Source organism: Phreatobacter stygius, from assembly GCF_005144885.1.
Taxonomy (GTDB): Bacteria; Pseudomonadota; Alphaproteobacteria; order Rhizobiales; family Phreatobacteraceae; genus Phreatobacter; species Phreatobacter stygius.
Window position 1 is genome coordinate 5,253,273 of sequence record NZ_CP039690.1, and the last position, 15,538, is coordinate 5,268,810.

At 67.0% G+C, this 15,538-nt stretch carries 16 protein-coding genes; 11 read left to right on the forward strand and 5 right to left on the reverse strand.

The genetic code is table 11. From position 1 onward, the window contains the following. The first annotated feature begins 239 nt into the window (after window positions 1–239). From E8M01_RS24750 to E8M01_RS24765, 4 genes are all read left to right on the forward strand, one after another. On the forward strand, window positions 240–1,163 hold the full coding sequence (locus tag E8M01_RS24750) for a transporter substrate-binding domain-containing protein (protein WP_136962599.1): 924 nt from the start codon (window positions 240–242) through the stop codon (window positions 1,161–1,163). 174 nt (window positions 1,164–1,337) lie between these two features. Further along, window positions 1,338–2,003 carry an amino acid ABC transporter permease gene (locus tag E8M01_RS24755; RefSeq protein ID WP_136964807.1) on the forward strand — a complete coding sequence of 222 codons (666 nt, stop codon included), beginning with the start codon at window positions 1,338–1,340 and terminating at the stop codon, window positions 2,001–2,003. 14 nt (window positions 2,004–2,017) lie between these two features. Next, the gene (locus tag E8M01_RS24760; RefSeq protein ID WP_136962600.1) at window positions 2,018–2,695 is read left to right on the forward strand and encodes an amino acid ABC transporter permease; all 678 of its coding nucleotides are present in this window, start codon (window positions 2,018–2,020) and stop codon (window positions 2,693–2,695) included. A gap of 48 nt (window positions 2,696–2,743) precedes the next feature. Beyond that, window positions 2,744–3,559, forward strand: a complete 816-nt coding sequence (locus tag E8M01_RS24765) for an amino acid ABC transporter ATP-binding protein (RefSeq protein WP_136964808.1) — start codon at window positions 2,744–2,746, stop codon at window positions 3,557–3,559. A 108-nt stretch (window positions 3,560–3,667) separates the two neighbouring features. Here the strand turns inward: E8M01_RS24765 and E8M01_RS24770 are convergent, their stop codons facing one another. Next, entirely contained in the window at window positions 3,668–4,726 is a 1,059-nt protein-coding gene (locus tag E8M01_RS24770) for an amino acid ABC transporter substrate-binding protein (RefSeq protein ID WP_170182061.1), read from the reverse strand. 171 nt (window positions 4,727–4,897) lie between these two features. Here E8M01_RS24770 and E8M01_RS24775 point away from each other — a divergent pair, with 171 nt between their 5' ends. Further along, window positions 4,898–5,827 carry a LysR substrate-binding domain-containing protein gene (locus E8M01_RS24775; protein WP_170182062.1) on the forward strand — a complete coding sequence of 310 codons (930 nt, stop codon included), beginning with the start codon at window positions 4,898–4,900 and terminating at the stop codon, window positions 5,825–5,827. A gap of 41 nt (window positions 5,828–5,868) precedes the next feature. On the opposite strand, the gene hpaH is transcribed toward E8M01_RS24775, so the two are convergent. The 4 genes from hpaH to E8M01_RS24795 all read right to left on the reverse strand — a co-directional run bounded on the left by hpaH (window position 5,869) and on the right by E8M01_RS24795 (window position 9,746). Then, window positions 5,869–6,651, reverse strand: a complete 783-nt coding sequence (gene hpaH / locus E8M01_RS24780; protein WP_136962602.1) for a 2-oxo-hept-4-ene-1,7-dioate hydratase — start codon at window positions 6,649–6,651, stop codon at window positions 5,869–5,871. A 47-nt stretch (window positions 6,652–6,698) separates the two neighbouring features. Beyond that, window positions 6,699–8,192, reverse strand: a complete 1,494-nt coding sequence (locus E8M01_RS24785) for a 2-hydroxymuconic semialdehyde dehydrogenase (protein ID WP_136962603.1) — start codon at window positions 8,190–8,192, stop codon at window positions 6,699–6,701. Window positions 8,193–8,256: 64 nt separating this feature from the next. After that, the gene (locus E8M01_RS24790) at window positions 8,257–8,994 is read right to left on the reverse strand and encodes an SDR family NAD(P)-dependent oxidoreductase (RefSeq protein WP_136962604.1); all 738 of its coding nucleotides are present in this window, start codon (window positions 8,992–8,994) and stop codon (window positions 8,257–8,259) included. Then, window positions 8,994–9,746 carry a GntR family transcriptional regulator gene (locus tag E8M01_RS24795; protein WP_170182063.1) on the reverse strand — a complete coding sequence of 251 codons (753 nt, stop codon included), beginning with the start codon at window positions 9,744–9,746 and terminating at the stop codon, window positions 8,994–8,996. The genes E8M01_RS24790 and E8M01_RS24795 overlap by 1 nt, the downstream gene beginning before the upstream one ends. 254 nt (window positions 9,747–10,000) lie before the next feature. On the opposite strand from E8M01_RS24795, the gene E8M01_RS24800 reads away from it, so the two are divergent. Genes E8M01_RS24800 through E8M01_RS24825 form a run of 6 tightly spaced genes read left to right on the forward strand, consistent with a single transcriptional unit; the run spans window position 10,001 to window position 15,516 of the window. Continuing rightward, a complete protein-coding gene (locus E8M01_RS24800; RefSeq protein WP_136962606.1) occupies window positions 10,001–11,218 on the forward strand; it encodes an ABC transporter substrate-binding protein in 1,218 nt (405 codons plus the stop codon). A 24-nt stretch (window positions 11,219–11,242) separates the two neighbouring features. After that, window positions 11,243–12,112, forward strand: a complete 870-nt coding sequence (locus tag E8M01_RS24805) for a branched-chain amino acid ABC transporter permease (RefSeq protein WP_136962607.1) — start codon at window positions 11,243–11,245, stop codon at window positions 12,110–12,112. Beyond that, on the forward strand, window positions 12,109–13,152 hold the full coding sequence (locus tag E8M01_RS24810; RefSeq protein ID WP_215908796.1) for a branched-chain amino acid ABC transporter permease: 1,044 nt from the start codon (window positions 12,109–12,111) through the stop codon (window positions 13,150–13,152). The genes E8M01_RS24805 and E8M01_RS24810 overlap by 4 nt, the downstream gene beginning before the upstream one ends. Beyond that, a complete protein-coding gene (locus tag E8M01_RS24815) occupies window positions 13,149–13,910 on the forward strand; it encodes an ABC transporter ATP-binding protein (protein ID WP_215908797.1) in 762 nt (253 codons plus the stop codon). The genes E8M01_RS24810 and E8M01_RS24815 overlap by 4 nt, the downstream gene beginning before the upstream one ends. Then, window positions 13,910–14,653 (forward strand): ABC transporter ATP-binding protein, encoded by a 744-nt coding sequence (locus E8M01_RS24820; RefSeq protein WP_136962608.1) that lies wholly within the window; start codon window positions 13,910–13,912, stop codon window positions 14,651–14,653. The genes E8M01_RS24815 and E8M01_RS24820 overlap by 1 nt, the downstream gene beginning before the upstream one ends. After that, the gene (locus tag E8M01_RS24825; protein ID WP_136962609.1) at window positions 14,650–15,516 is read left to right on the forward strand and encodes a VOC family protein; all 867 of its coding nucleotides are present in this window, start codon (window positions 14,650–14,652) and stop codon (window positions 15,514–15,516) included. The genes E8M01_RS24820 and E8M01_RS24825 overlap by 4 nt, the downstream gene beginning before the upstream one ends. The last annotated feature ends 22 nt before the right edge of the window (window positions 15,517–15,538 follow it).

Genomic DNA, 15,538 nt, shown 5'->3' on the forward strand with positions numbered 1-15,538 from the left:
CGTCTCTCCCGTCATGATCGGGTTTGGTCGGCACGGTCGCCCCTTCCGTTTGCCTTGGCGACGACCCGCATCAGGCCCCGGCCGGACAAGGCAGCGTCGCATCATGCCCGATCGGCCGGCGCGATCATGTAGGTGATCCGCGCCAACTCCCCGTGGCGGTGCAGGCTCGTGTCTTGCCCGCTTGTTGACGACCCGCGGACCGTGTCCGCGGCGAGAGCGCTTCGAGGATGGAGATCAAGATGGACAAGCGTGACGACGAGGCTTCGACCGGTGATCCGGCCCTGAATGTGGAACGGCGCAGCATGTTTGCCCTCGGGCTGGCGGGCGCGGCGCTCGGCGGCATCGCCGCCGGCGGTCTCGCGTTGCCGGCTCCGGCGGTGGCGCAGGCCGCGGCGAGGAGCAAACTCCATGTGGTCAAGGAGCGCGGCAAGCTGATCGTCGGCACCGGCAGTACCAACCCGCCCTGGCATTTCCAGGATGCCAGCGGCAAGCTGGTCGGCATGGACATCGACCTCGCGCGCCTGCTGGCGAAGAGCCTGTTCGACGATCCCGAAAAGGTCGAATTCGTGCTGCAGGGATCGGACGCGCGCATTCCGAGCCTGATCACCGACAAGGTCGATATCGTCGTGCAATGGATGACGGTGACGCCCGGCCGCGCGCAGCAGGTGGAGTTCACCATCCCCTATTATCGCGAGGGCGTCGGCCTGATGCTGTTGGCGCGCGGGGCCAAATATAAGAATTTCGAGGAGCTGAAGGCGGCCGGCAGCGCGGTGACGATCGGCGGCATGCTGAACGTCTTCCTTGAGGAATGGGTTCACAAGGCTCTGCCACAGGCCAAGGTCGACGCCTTCGAGAGCCCCGACGCGGCGATGCAGGCGCTGAACGCCCGGCGCATCGACGCCTCCATGCAGGATCAATCGGCCATGCGCTGGTTGATGCAGCAGGCGCCCGGCCGCTTCGTCGATGCCGGTTACGGCTGGATGCCGAATTCTTACGCATCGGCGGTCAAGCTGGGCGATCCCATCTGGCTGAATTGGGTCAACACCGTCTACAAAGAGGCCATGATGGGGGTCGACTTCGACACCTTCGCCGCCTCCTACAAGAAGTGGTTCGGCATCGACCTGCCGACGCCGAAAGTGGGTTTCCCGCAAGAATTCGCGTGAAAACGACCGCGAGCGGGTTTCCCAATCTTCCCGCAATCCAGCCTCTTCAACCTGACGGCGGAGCCGGTTCGGCTCTGCCGTCCGCCGTACGGATTTCGCTAAAAAACGGCCGTGGCCAGCGCGGATCGCGGCCAGGGTTCAAGAATTCGGGCGAGGGCAGCGACATCCCCCATGATCGATTATCATTTTGACTGGTCCGTCATCGCGCGGAACGCCGATCGGCTGGCCGATGCCCTGCTGCTCGGCCTCGGACTTGCCGTCATCTCGCTGGCGATCGGCTGTGTGATCGGGCTGCTTGCGGCCTATGCCCGCGTCTCGGGCAAGAAATGGCTGTCCGGGCCGGTCTGGGCCTATGTCGAGTTCATCCGCTGCACGCCGCTGCTGCTGCTGATCTTTTTCGTCTATTTCGGCCTGCCGGAGTTCGACGTCAATTTTCTGAACAAGACGCAGAGTTTCGTGCTCTCGCTGTCGCTTTATGCCGGCGCCTATATGTCGGAGGTGTTCCGCTCCGGCCTGTCGTCCATCCCCAAGGCCTATGTCGAGGCCGCCAAGGCGATCGGCATGCGGCCCTGGCAGAGGCAGCGCTACGTGGTGCTGCCGGTGATGTTCCGGATCACCTTGCCGGCGATCAGCAACAACCTGATCTCGCTGTTCAAGGACACCTCGCTCGCCGCAGCCATCGCGGTGCCGGAACTGACCTTCGTGGCGCGCCAGATCAACGCCAATACGTTTCGCGTCATGGAGGTCTGGCTGACCGCCAGCGCCCTCTATCTGGCAACGGCCTATCTCATTGCCATCATCCTGCGGCAGCTCGAGCGCCGCTATTCCGTGATCCGCTAGAGGACGACGCCGTCATGGATTTTTCGTTTGTCCCCGGCACCTTCCTGTTCGAGGCGTGGCAGGCCCGCACGGCCCTGCTCACCGGCCTTGGCGTGACCATGCTGACCTCGGTCGTCAGCATCGTGTTCGCGACGCTCTGCGGCGTGACCATGGGCGTCGCCCTGGCCTATGGCTGGTGGTGGCTGCGCCTCCTCGGACGCCTCTATGTCGACCTGATGCGCGGCATCCCGCTGCTGGTGCTGATTCTCTTCACCTATTACGGGCTGGCGCTGTTCGGCATCAATATTTCCGCCTTCTGGGCCGGCGTCATTGCGCTGTCGGCCTTCGCCACCGCCCATGTCGCGGAGAATTTTCGCGGCGCGGTCGAGTCGGTGCCGGCCGGGCAGATGGAGGCAGCCAAGGCGATCGGCCTGACCTTCCCGAAACGGCTCTATTACGCGATCCTGCCGCAGGCGCTGCGGCGGATGCTGCCGCCTTGGGTCAATACCAGCCTGGAGATCGTCAAGGGCTCGACGCTGCTCTCGGTCATCGGCGTGGTCGAGCTCTTGCTCGCCTCGCAGCAGGTCATGGCCCGCAACTACATGATCGTCGACTTCTATCTGTTGGCCGGCCTGTTCTACCTGATCATCAATTTCGCCATTGCGCAGCTCGGCGGGCTGCTCGAGCGGCGGTTTTCCTATCTGCGCTACTGACGGAGCCGCGGCATGAGCGAGCAGACCTTGATGACCGACCAGGCCTCGATGACGAAACCATCTGCGGCGACCGACCTGCCCCTGTTGCAGGCGCGCGCGGTGCACAAGAGCTTCGGGCAGGTCGAAGTGCTGAAGGGCATCGACCTCACCATGCGCCAGGGCCAGGTGGTGTCGCTGATCGGTGCGTCCGGCTCCGGCAAGACCACGTTCCTGCGCTGCGTCAATCTGCTGGAGGAGCATGACGGCGGCGAGATCCTTTTGGATGGCGATCCGATCGGCTACCGGATGATCAACGGCCGCCGGCGCCGGCTGAGCGAGACCATGGTGTCGGCGCAGCGCGCCCGGATCGGCATGGTGTTCCAGCAGTTCAATCTGTTCCCGCACCTGACCGCCGCCGACAACGTCATGCTCGGGCTGACCAAGGTGCTGGGCAAGCCGAAGGCGGAAGCCCGCGATATCACCGCGCATTGGCTCGGCCGCGTGGGCCTGGCCGAGCGGGCCGGCCATTACCCCTATCAGCTCTCCGGCGGGCAGCAGCAGCGGGTGGCGATCGCCCGCGCGGTGGCCATGCAGCCGCGCCTGCTGCTGTTCGACGAGGTCACCTCGGCGCTCGATCCCGAACTGGTTGCCGAGGTGCTGGGTGTGATCCAGGCTTTGGCGGAGTCCGGCATGACCATGCTGCTGGTCAGCCACGAGATGCTGTTCGTCCGCGACGTCTCGCACCACGTGGTGTTTCTCGACCAGGGCCGGGTGGCCCAGGAAGGCAGGCCGTCGGAGGTCTTCGACAACCCGCAGAACGACCGTCTGAGGAGTTTCCTCGGCCGGTTCCATGGAATCTTCGGCGGGGTTGGCGCCAAATCCTGACGGCGGCAAGTCCTGACGGCGCCAAATCCTGCCGGCGGCAAGTCCTGACGACGCCAAGTCCTGACGACGCCAAGCCCTGACGGCGTGAAGCCCTGACGCCGCCGCCGCCTATTGGAAGGGCGGCGAGAACAGCAGGCCACCGCGGGTCCACAGCTGGTTCTGTCCGCGCTCCAGGCCGAGCGGCGACGCCTTGCCCAGCGTCCGCTCGTAGCTTTCGCCGTAATTGCCGACCTGCTTGATGGCGTTGAACAGCCAGTCATTGGACAGGCCCAGCATGGCGCCGAAGCCGCCGTCAGCGCCCAGCAGGCGACGGATTTCGGCATTCCTGGAATTGGCCCTGAGGTCATCGACATTTCGAGAAGTGATGCCGAGATTTTCCGCAGCGACCACGCCATTCATCACCCAGCGGACGATGGCCTGCCAGCGCTCGTCGCCCCAGCGGGTCACCGGTCCCTGCGGGTCGTTGGAAATGGTTTCGGTCATGATCGTGTGCTCGGCCGGGTTCTTCAGCTTGGTGCGTTGGCCCGACAGGATGGCAAGGCCCGCCGTATAGCTGTCGCAGCGGCCGGCATCGTAGGCCGCGATGGCGTCGTCGTTCTTCTGGAAGCCGACGATCGAAACCTTGATGTTGCGCTCGCGGAAATAGTCGGCGGCGGTGCGGTCGTCGGTCGAGCCGGAGGCCACGCAGATCGAGGCGTTCTCGAGATCCGCCGGCCGGCGCGCGCTTGACGCCGTGCGCACGATGAAGCTCTGGCCCTCGTAGAAATTGATGCCCTGGAAGTTCACGCCGAGCGTCGCGTTGCGCGAGAAGGTGATGGTGGTCGCGCGCGCCAGCACGTCGACCTGGCCCGATTGCAGCACCGGCCAGCGTTGCTGCACCGAGGTCGGCGTGAAGCGGACCTTTGATGCATCGCCGAGCACGGCGGCGGCAAGGGCCCGGCAGTAGTCGACATCGAGACCCAGCCATTCGCCCTTGTCATTGGCGAAGGAGAAGCCGGGAATGCCGAGATGCACGCCGCATTCGAGATGGCCGCGGGCGCGGATGGCATCGAGCGTCGGGCTCGGCGCCAGTTGCTGGGCGGAGGCCTGGCCTGCGATCCCGGCGAGCGCCGCGAGCCCGGCCAGCAAGAGGCGGGCAAGCCCGATCGATGAAAATTGGGTGCTCACGGCGGCTCTCCTCGGCGCGACCGACGCGCGCCGCGATCTGGCGCCCAAGGATGGCTCGCCCGATAGCGCATCCGCCTCGTTAGCAGCTATGCCGGCGTGATATAGGACTGGGCGATCGATCCCGGCTAACCATGGGTGGCACGGGGCGGCCGTGCGGAGGCATGGACACCGGTGGAGCTGCGGCACCTCCAATATTTCCTGGGCGTCGCCGAGGCCGGCAGCCTGTCGAAGGCTTCGACCGTGCTTGGCATTGCCCAGCCGGCCTTGAGCCGGGCCATCAGGCAGCTCGAGACCGAGGTGATGGCGCAACTGTTCTACCGCCATGGCCGCGGCATCCGGCTGACCGAAGAGGGCGCGCAATTCCAGGCGACCGTCGCGCCGCTGGTGCGCGACCTCCTGGCCGCCAAGGATGAGCTGAGAAACACCGCCAGCGTCATCTCCGGCGCCGTCTCCTTCGGCATGCCGCCGTCGATGAGCGCGGCCATCGGCTCGCGCCTGGTCGAGGTGTTCCTGGAGCGCCATCCGCAGGTCAAGCTGCAGATCATCGACGCCTTCTCCGGCTATGTGAACGAATGGCTGGTCTCGGGCCGTGTCGACATGGCGATCATCAACAATGCCCGGCGCTCGCCTTATGTCCGCATGGACCCGCTGATGACGGTGGACCTGTTCCACGTCGCCAGGCGCAGCATGGTCGACCGGCGCGAATGGGACGACGACACCATCCCCTTCGACCAGCTCGCCGCGGCGCCGCTGATCCTGCCCGGCCGGCATCACGGGCTCAGGCGCCAGCTCGACAGCGTGGCCCAGCAGCGCGGCGCCGAGCTCGAGGTGCTGGTCGAGATCGACGCGCTCGAGGCGCTGAAAGACCTGGTCCGGCGCGGCATCGCGCCAACAGTGCTGCCGCACGGCACGATCCTGAAGGAGGTCAATGACCCCGACCTGGTGGTGCGTCGGGTGGTCGATCCCGACGTCACCACGCAGTTCATGATCGCCTATTCGCTGCAGCGTCCGGCAACCCTCGCCATGCGCGAACTCGCCCGCATCCTGAAGGCGGAGATCCACGAGGCGATCGCCGCGGGGCGGATGATCGGCCGGATCTGAGGGGCGGCGGTCGAAGCCGCTGGATGCCCGCCGCTCTCGCCTCAGACGAACTGCACGGCGACGCCGCCGAGCGGGCCGAAATCGGCATGCAGGGTGTCGCCCTTGGCGGCCCAGACCGGCCGGGTGAACGAGCCTGACAGCATGAGATGGCCGGGTTCCAGCACGGTGCCGAAGCGGCCGACCTTGTTGGCGAGCCAGGCGATCGCCATGGCGGGATGGCCGAGCACGCCGGCGGCAATGCCGGTCTCCTCGATTTCCGAATTGCGGTAGAACACCGCGCCGACCCAGCGCAGGTCGACCGCATCGGGGCGGACCGGCCGGCCGCCAAGAACGATCCCGGCGGCGGCGCCGTTATCGGCCACCGTGTCGGTGATCTGGCGTGGGTTCTGCACCCGCGCGTCGATGATCTCGATCGACGGGATGACCCATTCGGTGGCGCGCAGCACGTCGACGAGGCCAATGCCCGGGCCTTTCAGCGGTTCCTTCAGGACGAAGGTCAGCTCCGGCTCGACCCTGGGCACGCAATAGTCGTCGAAGCGCACCTTGGCGCCGTCATTGAGCAGCATGCTGTCCAGCAGGTGGCCATAGTCCGGCTCGTCGATGCCGGAGGATTGCTGCATGGCCTTCGAGGTCAGGCCGATCTTGTGGCCGATCAGCTTCGCGCCGCCGGCGATCTTGCGCTCAGTGACCAGACTCGAAATGGCGTAGGAATCCTCAATCGCGAGCTCTGGCCAGGTCTTCGACAATTGCAGCGCGGGGGTGCGCGTCCGTTCGGCCTCGAGCAGGATTTCCACCGCCTTCTGGCGGTCGGTTTCGGACAGCATGGCTCGATCCTTGGAAAGCGGCTGGGAGAGGAAACGGGCAGGGCGCGTCAGAGCTTGACGCAGACGTTGCGCAGCTCGGTGTAGAACTCCATCGAATGGACGCCGCCCTCGCGGCCGATGCCCGATTGTTTGGAGCCGCCGAACGGCGTCCTGAGATCGCGCAGGAACCAGGAATTGACCCAGGCGATGCCGACATCGATGCGACCGGCGACCCGGTGGGCGCGGCTGAGATTCTCGGTCCAGATCGAGGTCGCCAGGCCATAGGGACTGTCATTGGCGGCCTCGATCGCCGCGTCCTCGTCGTCGAACGGCGCGATATGGCAGCAGGGGCCGAAGATCTCCTCGCGCACCACAGCCGAGGTCTCGGGCAATCCGGTCCAGATCGTCGGCTGGACGAAGAAGCCATGGTCATGCGGGCCGCCAAGGCGGGCCTGGCCGCCGCCGGTGACGACGGTGGCGCCTTCGGCCGCCGCCTTGGCGTAATAGGTGGTGACCTTGTCGCGGTGCTCGCGGCTGATCAGCGGCCCGAGCGTCGTCGCCTTGTCGAACGGGTCGCCCATCCGGAGGCTCTCGGCGCCGCTCTTCAGGCGGCCGACAAAAGCCTCGAAGATCGATCGCTCGACATAGACGCGCTCCGTACCGAGACAGACCTGGCCGCAATTGGCGAAGACCGAGCGCATCGTGCCTTCGATCGCCTTGTCGAGGTCGCAGTCGGCGAAGACCAGGGCGGCATTCTTGCCGCCGAGCTCGAGCGACACCGGCCGGACCCCGTCGGCCGCCGCCTTCATGATCGCGGTGCCGGTGCGTGTCTCGCCGGTGAAGGTGATGCCGTCGACGCCGGGATGGCGGGTGAGATATTCGCCGGCGCTGTCGGGGCCGTAACCGTGCACGACATTGTAGACACCGGGCGGCACGCCGGCTTCGTTCATGATCTCGCCGAGCAGCGTCGCCGTGGTCGGCGTTTCCTCCGAAGGCTTGACCACCACGGCATTGCCGCAGGCAAGTGCCGGCGCCACCTTCCAGGTCATCAGCAGCAAGGGCAGGTTCCACGGGCAGACGACCGCGATGACGCCGCGCGGCACGCGCAGCGCGTAGTTCAGCGCGCCGGTGCCATCGGGCGTCGGCAGGTGGAAGCTCTCAGTCGAAAGCGACACGACCTGGTCGGCGAAGACGTTGAAATTGGCCGCGCCGCGGGGAATGTCGATATGCGAGGCGAGCCCGACCGGCTTGCCGGTATCGAGCACTTCGGCGGTCAGGAAATCGTCGAAGTGGCGCATGATGCCGTCGGCCACCTTGCGCAGGATCGCCGCGCGCTCCGGCGCGCTCATCCGTCCCCAGGGGCCCTTGAGCGCCCGGCGGGCAGCCTTGACCGCGTCGTCGACCACGCCTGCATCGGCCTCGGCGACCAGATTGACGAGGCCGCCAGTCGCCGGATTGCGGTTCTCGAAGACTGGCCGCCCGGCGGCGACGAAACGGCCGTCGATGAAATGCGACAATTGCGCAAGGCTGGAACGGGAATGGCTGCTGACGGCGATGTTCATGCTGAGAAACTCCGGTCGTAGCCTGTCGTCGTGGCTGGCTTTTCGGTCAGGGAAACCCGGTCGGTCACGCCCGCATCATCGCGCCGCCATTGACGTCGAGGATGGCGCCCGAGACGAAGCTCGCCGCCGGCGAACAGAGGAAGGCGATCGGCCAGGCGATTTCCTCCGGCCGTGCCGCGCGGCCGAGCGGATGGCGGGCGAGCGCGCCGCTGAGATCGTGGACGCCGACCATGGCCGTGTCGGTAATGCCGGGCGCGACGCCGTTGACCAGCACGCCTTGCGGCCCGTGGCGAGCGGCGAGCCAGCGCACCAGCGTGTGCAGGCCACCTTTCGAAGCGGCGTAGTGCGGGCCGACGCCTGGAAACGAACCGCCCGTGGTGGCGACGATCGAGCCGACCAGCACCATCCGGCCGTGGCCACGCGCGGCCATGCCTGGCGCGATGGCGCGGGCGAGCCGCATCGGCATCATCAGGTTGACGGCGAGCGTCGCGGCGGCCGCCTCGTCCCAGCCATCGTCATCCCAGTCGATCGCGCGATAGATGCCGGCGCCGAGCACCGCGCCGTCGAGATCACCGGCCCGGTCGGCGAGTTCGGCGGCCTTGTCCTTGCCGTCGAGGTCGAGGCTGATCGTCTCGGCCGTGCCGCCGGTGGCGGCGATGGTCTCGGCGAGGCCAGCGCAGGACGTGCGGTCGGTCGCCACCACATGGGCGCCGAGGCCGGCCAGCACCTGCGCCGCCGCGCCGCCGATGCCGCCGGCCGCGCCGGTGACCAGGATTCTTTGGCCCCTGAGATCGAAGGACATCAGTGCCGCCGCGGTTCGGCCGTCGCCGCCTGGCCTTCGGAAAGTTCCTGCATGGCGCGGCGCACCTCCTCGGCGGTGCGGGCGAGATGCAGTTCGGTCATCCGGCAAGCCCTCAGGGCATTGCGCGCGATCGCCGCCTCGTAGATCGCGACATGCTCGTCATGGACGTTGCGCCGGCGCCTGGAGACGTTGAGCGAGACGCGCCTGTAACGTTCCGACTGCTGGTAGAGCAGGTCGCGCAGCTTGATCAGCAGGGGCGAGCCGGAGGCCGCCACCAGCGCGGTATGGAAGGCGCGGTTGCATTGCTCCCAGCGTTCCAGCACCGCCGGTTCGAGAGGTTCGGCGGTTTGCGGCAGGGTCGCTTCGACGGCGCTCAGATCGTCGAAAGCCCGGGTCAGCGCCGCCTCCCAGGCGGCATCGCCGTTTCGGATGGCGGCGTTCAGCGCCTCGGTTTCGATCAGCGCGCGGACGCGTGAGATGTCATCGAGTTCGTCGAGCGACAGGGGCGCCACCCAGAAGCCGCGCTGGCCCTCCGACACGACCAGCAGATCGCCCATCAGCCGGGTCAGCGCCTCGCGCAGCGGCGACATGCCCACGGCATAATCCGCGGTGAGGCCTTCCAGTTTCAGCTTGGCTCCCGCCGGCAGCTTTCCGGCCACGATGTCGTGGCGCAGCCGCCGATAGGTCGTGTCGGCCATCGTCTTGCCGGCGTCGGGCCGGTCCGCGGTGGTGTCGTCTGCCCTGTCAGCCATGCCTGTCTCGCGCCGGTGGGATAAACCCGTCATATCCGATAATTTCGAAATTACAAGCTCAGAGCACTGGCGATGTATGATTTCTGTCGGCTGACGTTCGGCTATAAGTTATACGGATGCTGGAGTAATCATCAGGATTGATAGTGCTATCCGGCTTGCGACGGCCATTAATTTCGAAATTAATTTGACATTTTGCCACGCCTCTGGTCGGATGCGTCGTGCGGCGCCAAGACCGCGACGGGAGGAGTGTCGCCATGTCCAGTCATCCATCACCCAGTCGCCGGGCCGTGCTGGCAGGCGGTGCCGCGACTGTCCTTGGCGCCGCGATCGGCGCGCCCCTTGGTCTTCCGGCCCTGGCGCAATCGGCTGGCCGGCCGCTGAAGATCGGCATGGTCACGTCGCTCTCGGGTCCGTTCGCCGCGCTCGGCGAAAGCATGCGCGCGGGCATTCAGCTGTTCCTCAAGGAGAACGACAATCGTCTCGCCGGCCGGCCGGTCGAGCTGGTGGTCGAGGACGACCAGGCCAAGCCCGACGAGGGCGTCCGCAAGTTCCGCAAGCTGATCGGCCAGGACAATGCCGACCTGGTCTGCGGCGTCATCAGCTCGGCGGTGGCGCTCGCCGTGCGCGATGTGGTGACGGATGCCAAGGCGCTGACCTTCATTTCCGCCGGTTCGGCCAATGATCTCGCGCGCAAGGCGGCAAGCCCCCTGGTCTTCCGGCCGACCAAGACCAACTGGATGCTCGGCCACACCGCCGGCCTCTGGGCTTATGAGAAGATCGCCAAGAAGGGCTGTCTGACCATTGGCGCCGACTATGCCGCGGGCCGCGAATATGTCGGCGACTTCGCCGCGACCTATCGCGCCCAGGGCGGCCAGATCGGCAGGCAATTGTGGTCACCGCTCGGGTCAACCGATTTCGGCCCGCTCCTGACCACCATCGCGGCCGAGCGGCCGGACTTCATCTATGCCTTCTTCGCGGGCTCGGATGCCGTGCGGTTCCTGCAGCAGATGCGCGATTATCGTCTCTCGGGCCGGATCAAGCTGATCGGCGGCGGCGCGCTGTTCGATCAGGAAGACGTCGTCTCGGCGGTCAAGGACGCGGCGCTCGGCGGGCTCAACACCTGCAACCAGTCGCCGACCGCGCCGAGCTCGGCCGGTTTCACCCGCGCCTACCAGGCCGCCCGCAATGCGCTGCCGGGCGAGATGGGCACGGCCGGTTATGTCACCGGCCAGGTCATCAGGGCCGCGGTCGAGGGCGTCCAGGGCGACCTCGCCAACAAGGACAAGGTCAAGGAAGCGGTGCTGGCGCGGCCGATCGAGACGGTGTTCGGTCCGATGAGTTTCGATCCGCGCAACAACCAGGCGATCCTCGATATCTATGTCAACGAGGTCCAGAAGGACGCCGAGGGCAGGGCGCTGAACCAGGTCATCCACACCTACAAGGGCGTCAAGGATCCGGGCCCGATGGCCTGACCGACGCTGCTGATCGAGGTCGTCGTGGGCTTTTATCTCATCCAGACGCTCAATGCGTTGTCCTTCTCGGTGCTGCTGCTTTTGACCGGCCTCGGCCTGTCGCTGGTGCTCAGCCTGATGAATTTCGTCAACCTGACGCACGGCTCCTTCGTGCTGCTCGGCGCCTATGTCGGCGCCTGGTGGTTCGGCTCCGGCCTGCCCTGGTGGCTGGCCTTTCCGGCGGCCTTCGCGGCGGCCGGACTGGCCGGGCTGCTGCTCGAGCGCTTTCCGTTCCGCCAGTTCTATGCCCGCACCCATCTCATGCAGGTGCTCCTGACCTATGGCCTGTCGGTGGTCTTCGCCGACCTCATGCGCTGGGGTTTCGGCGCGCAGATCATGTCGCCGGAGATGCCCGAGCTGCTGCGCGGCGTGATCTTCCTGATGGACATGCCTTTCCCCATCTACCGCCTGTTCATCATCGGCTTCGGCCTGGCCTTGGCGGCCGGCCTGTGGTTCGCCGTCGACCGCACCATCTGGGGGGCGGTGGTGCGCGCCTGCGTGGTCGATCGCGGCTTCGTCGAGACGCTTGGCCTCGACACGCGCCGCATCTTCACCGCCGTGCTGGTCATTTCGGCCGGTCTCGGCGGCCTCTCGGGCGCGCTCGGCGCGGGCATCCTGTCCGCCTATCCCGGCCTTGACGAGGAGGTGCTGATCCTGGCGCTGATCGTCGTGGTGGTTGGCGGTCTCGGCACCTTCCGCGGCACCGTGGCGAGCGCGCTGCTGCTCGGTTTCGCCATGACCTTCGCCAAGGTCTGGGTGCCCGAATTTTCCAATTTCGTCGCGCTTGGCGTGATGGCGGCACTGCTGGTCATGCTGCCCTCGGGCCTGGTCGCCCAGAAGACGAGGCAAGTGTGAACCGGATCGAAACCGTGAACCGGACGGAACTCCTGCGTGCGGAAGGTGCCGCCGCCGTGCCGCAGCTCGGCCGCCGGATCCTGTCCCGCGTCGCGCTCGCACTGGCCGTCACCGCGGCCCTCGGCGGGCCGCTCTTGCTTGCCGGCGACTACCAATTGCGCTTCCTGGCCGAGATCCTGATCATCGGCACGGCGGTGCTCAGCCTCGACCTGCTGGTTGGTTTCGGCGGCCTGGTCTCGCTCGGCCATGCCGCCCTGTTCGGTGGCGCGGCTTATGCCGCGGCGATCACCGCGCAATATTGGGGCGCCGATCTCATCGTCATGCTGGCCGTCGGCATCGCCACCGGCGTCGTCCTGGCGCTGGTTCTCGGCGTCGTCGTCATGCGCACCATCAGCCTGTTCTTTCTCATCCTCAGCCTGATCGTCGGCCAGATGTTGTGGGAGGTGGTTTTCCACTGGCGCGAGGTGACCGGCGGCGCCGACGGCCTGCGCGGTTTTCCGCCGCTGACCTTGCATGCGGGGGTCGCGACCGTGGTGCTCAACAGCGGACCGACGCTCTATGTCGCGGCTGCGGCCGTCGCCGGACTGGCGCTGCTCGCGGCCCATTGTTTCGTCGATGCGCCGATCGGCCGGGCCCTGGTCGGTTCGCGCGAGCGGGCGCTCCGGATGAGCGCGCTCGGCTACAGCATCCCGGCGATCCGGCTGATGGCACTGGTCGCCTCGGGCGCCATCGCCGGTGCGGCCGGCGCGCTCTATCCCTTCGTCAATCAATATGTCGGTCCCAATGCCGTGCATTGGACCATGTCGGCGATGATGATCATCATGCTGGTGATCGGCGGCGTCGGCTCGCTCTACGGCGCCTTTGTCGGCGCCGCCATCTACCTGTCGATCCAGACCTATCTGTCGTCTTACACCGATCGCTGGCAATTGCTGGTCGGCCTGATCTTCGTCATGACCGTGCTGGTCATGCCGCAGGGCGTGGTCGCCGGTGTCAGGTCGCTGCTCGGCCGCCGGCCGGCCGGTGGGGGAGGTGTGTCATGACCGCGCCCGCCATGCTCGCCATCGACGGTGTCGCCAAGGCCTTTGGCGGCCTGCGCGTGCTTGTCGATGTCAGCTTCGCGGTCGGCCGGGGCGAGACCCTTGGGCTGATCGGCCCGAACGGCGCCGGCAAGACCACGCTGTTCAATGTCATCACCGGTTTCCTCAGCCCCGACCGGGGCGGCGTGCGCTTCGCCGGGACCGATATCGTCGGGATGAAGCCGGACCAGCGGGTGCGCGCCGGCCTGGTACGCACCTTCCAGAAGAGCATGGTGTTCCCCGAACTGTCGGCGCGCGAAAACATCGCACTGGCCGCGCGCGCCCGTCGCGGCGCCGGCTATCGCTGGCGGTCGAGCGCTTCGGTCACGGCCGAAGCCGACGGCGCGGCGGAGGCGCTGCTCGGCCGCGCCCGGCTCGGCCATCGTGCCGATGAAAAGGTCGGCAACCTCTCCTATGGCGACCAGCGCATCGTCGACGTGCTGATTTCGCTCGCCATGGCGCCGAAACTGCTGCTGCTCGACGAGCCGACCGCGGGCCTTGCCCGGCAGGAGGCCGAGCGCCTGGTCGAACTGGTGCGCAATCATGACGACGAGGTGGCGATCATCCTGATCGCCCATGACCTCGACATCGTCTTCGGCGCCTGCGACCGCGTCGCCGTGCTCGATCTCGGCCGCCTCATCGCCATCGACACGCCCGCCGGCATTCGCGCCCATGCCGGCGCCCAGGCCGCCTATCTCGGCACGCTCGCGGAGGCGTCGTGATGCCGGCCTTGCTGACCGCCGAAAAACCCGCCGCCTGCCTGTCGCTTTCGGGGCTGTCGGCCTCCTATGACGGTGTCGGTATTCTCTCAGATGTCGACCTGGCACTCGCCCAGGGCGAGGTGCTGGCACTGCTCGGCCGCAACGGCGCCGGCAAGACCACGCTGATCTCGTCCATCCTCAATCTCGAGCCGACGGTCGGCGGCCGGGTATCGGTCAAGGGCCATGACGTGACCGGCTGGCCGACCCATCGCATCGCCCGCCTCGGCCTGGCTTTGGTGCCGCAAGGGCGCGGCGTCTTCCCCAACCTGACGGTCGAGGAAAACCTGCGCATGGCGATGCTCTGGACGCGCGGCGCGCCCGATCGCCGCTGGACGCTGGAGCGCGCCTATGAGGTGTTTCCGCGGCTTGCCGAACGGCGGCGCTCGTCGAGCGGCGCGCTCAGCGGCGGCGAGCGCCAGTTGCTCGCCATCGCGCGTGCCTTGCTGACCCAGGCGGATTTCATCATTCTGGACGAACCGAGCGAAGGCCTTGCGCCGCTCGCCATCGAGGATGTCATCATCGGCTCGGTCGGCCGCCTCGCCCGCGAGGGACTGACCATGGTGATCGCCGAGCAGAATGTCGCGATGGCGCTCCGGCTCGCCACCCGGGCGGTCGTGCTCGCCCATGGCCGCATTGTCTTCGACGGCGCGCCGGCGACGCTGCTCGCCGACACCGATCTCCAGCGAGAGCATCTGGGCCTATGACAGACACCCTGAACCGCATTCCGATCGAGCAATTGCGTTATGTCCGGCTCGGCACCGCCGACCTGAACGGCGCGACCGATTTCGCCCAGCGCATCCTCGGCCTGCAACTGGTCAACCGGACCGAGACGGAAGCCTATTTCCGCTCCGACTATCGCGACCATACGCTGGTCTATGTGGCCGGGGATCCGAGCCATCAAGCCGTCGGTTTCGAGCTGCGCGATCCCGAGACGCTCGACCGGGCGGTCGCCGCTCTCGAAGCGCAGGGCTTCATGGTCGGCCGGGACGACGGCGAGGGCGCGCAGCGCCGCAAGGCGCGCCGGTTGGCCAGCTTCCGCATGCCGGGCGGCTATGACGTCGAGCTGGTGGTCCGGCCGCTGCAGTCGGGCTGGCGTTATCACGGGCCACGCGATGCCGGCATGACCGGGCTCGAAGGCGTCGCCCTGCGCGGCGCGCCCGACGCTTCCGACCAGGACGTCTGGACCCGGCTGCTCAGCGGCGCGGTCAGCGACTGGGTCGGCGAGGCGGCCTATATCCGCTTCGACGAGGCGCATCACCGCATTGCCGTCCATCCCTCCGAGGGACGTGGCGTGCTGGCGGTGGAGTTCGGTGTCGAGGACGTCGATCTGATCATGCAGAACGCCTATTTTCTGCGCGCTGCTCAGGTGCGGATCGTCGACGGCCCGGGCCGCCGGCCCTTTTCCAACCAGCTCTTCGTCACCTTCGCCGGACCCGATGGCGTGCTGTTCAGCTATGTCTGCGAAGGCGAAAGGTTCGACGGCGCCCGCCGCGCGCGACAGTTCCCCAGGGCGCGCGGCTCGTTCTGCGCCTGGGGCAGTGAAACCGCGATTGCCGAGTATCAATAACGGGCCAGGGCCCGCGGAGGCT

Bases quoted from the DNA above. Each gene is read 5' to 3' on its own strand.
- E8M01_RS24820 (WP_136962608.1), top strand. From the start codon at position 13,910: ATGCCGGCCTTGCTGACCGCCGAAAAACCCGCCGCCTGCCTGTCGCTT.
- E8M01_RS24785 (WP_136962603.1), bottom strand. From the start codon at position 8,192: ATGAACATCGCCGTCAGCAGCCATTCCCGTTCCAGCCTTGCGCAATTG.
- hpaH (WP_136962602.1), bottom strand. From the start codon at position 6,651: ATGCTGTCCGAAACCGACCGCCAGAAGGCGGTGGAAATCCTGCTCGAG.
- E8M01_RS24800 (WP_136962606.1), top strand. From the start codon at position 10,001: ATGTCCAGTCATCCATCACCCAGTCGCCGGGCCGTGCTGGCAGGCGGT.
- E8M01_RS24765 (WP_136964808.1), top strand. From the start codon at position 2,744: ATGACGAAACCATCTGCGGCGACCGACCTGCCCCTGTTGCAGGCGCGC.
- E8M01_RS24815 (WP_215908797.1), top strand. From the start codon at position 13,149: ATGACCGCGCCCGCCATGCTCGCCATCGACGGTGTCGCCAAGGCCTTT.
- E8M01_RS24750 (WP_136962599.1), top strand. From the start codon at position 240: ATGGACAAGCGTGACGACGAGGCTTCGACCGGTGATCCGGCCCTGAAT.
- E8M01_RS24790 (WP_136962604.1), bottom strand. From the start codon at position 8,994: ATGTCCTTCGATCTCAGGGGCCAAAGAATCCTGGTCACCGGCGCGGCC.
- E8M01_RS24825 (WP_136962609.1), top strand. From the start codon at position 14,650: ATGACAGACACCCTGAACCGCATTCCGATCGAGCAATTGCGTTATGTC.
- E8M01_RS24760 (WP_136962600.1), top strand. From the start codon at position 2,018: ATGGATTTTTCGTTTGTCCCCGGCACCTTCCTGTTCGAGGCGTGGCAG.
- E8M01_RS24795 (WP_170182063.1), bottom strand. From the start codon at position 9,746: ATGGCTGACAGGGCAGACGACACCACCGCGGACCGGCCCGACGCCGGC.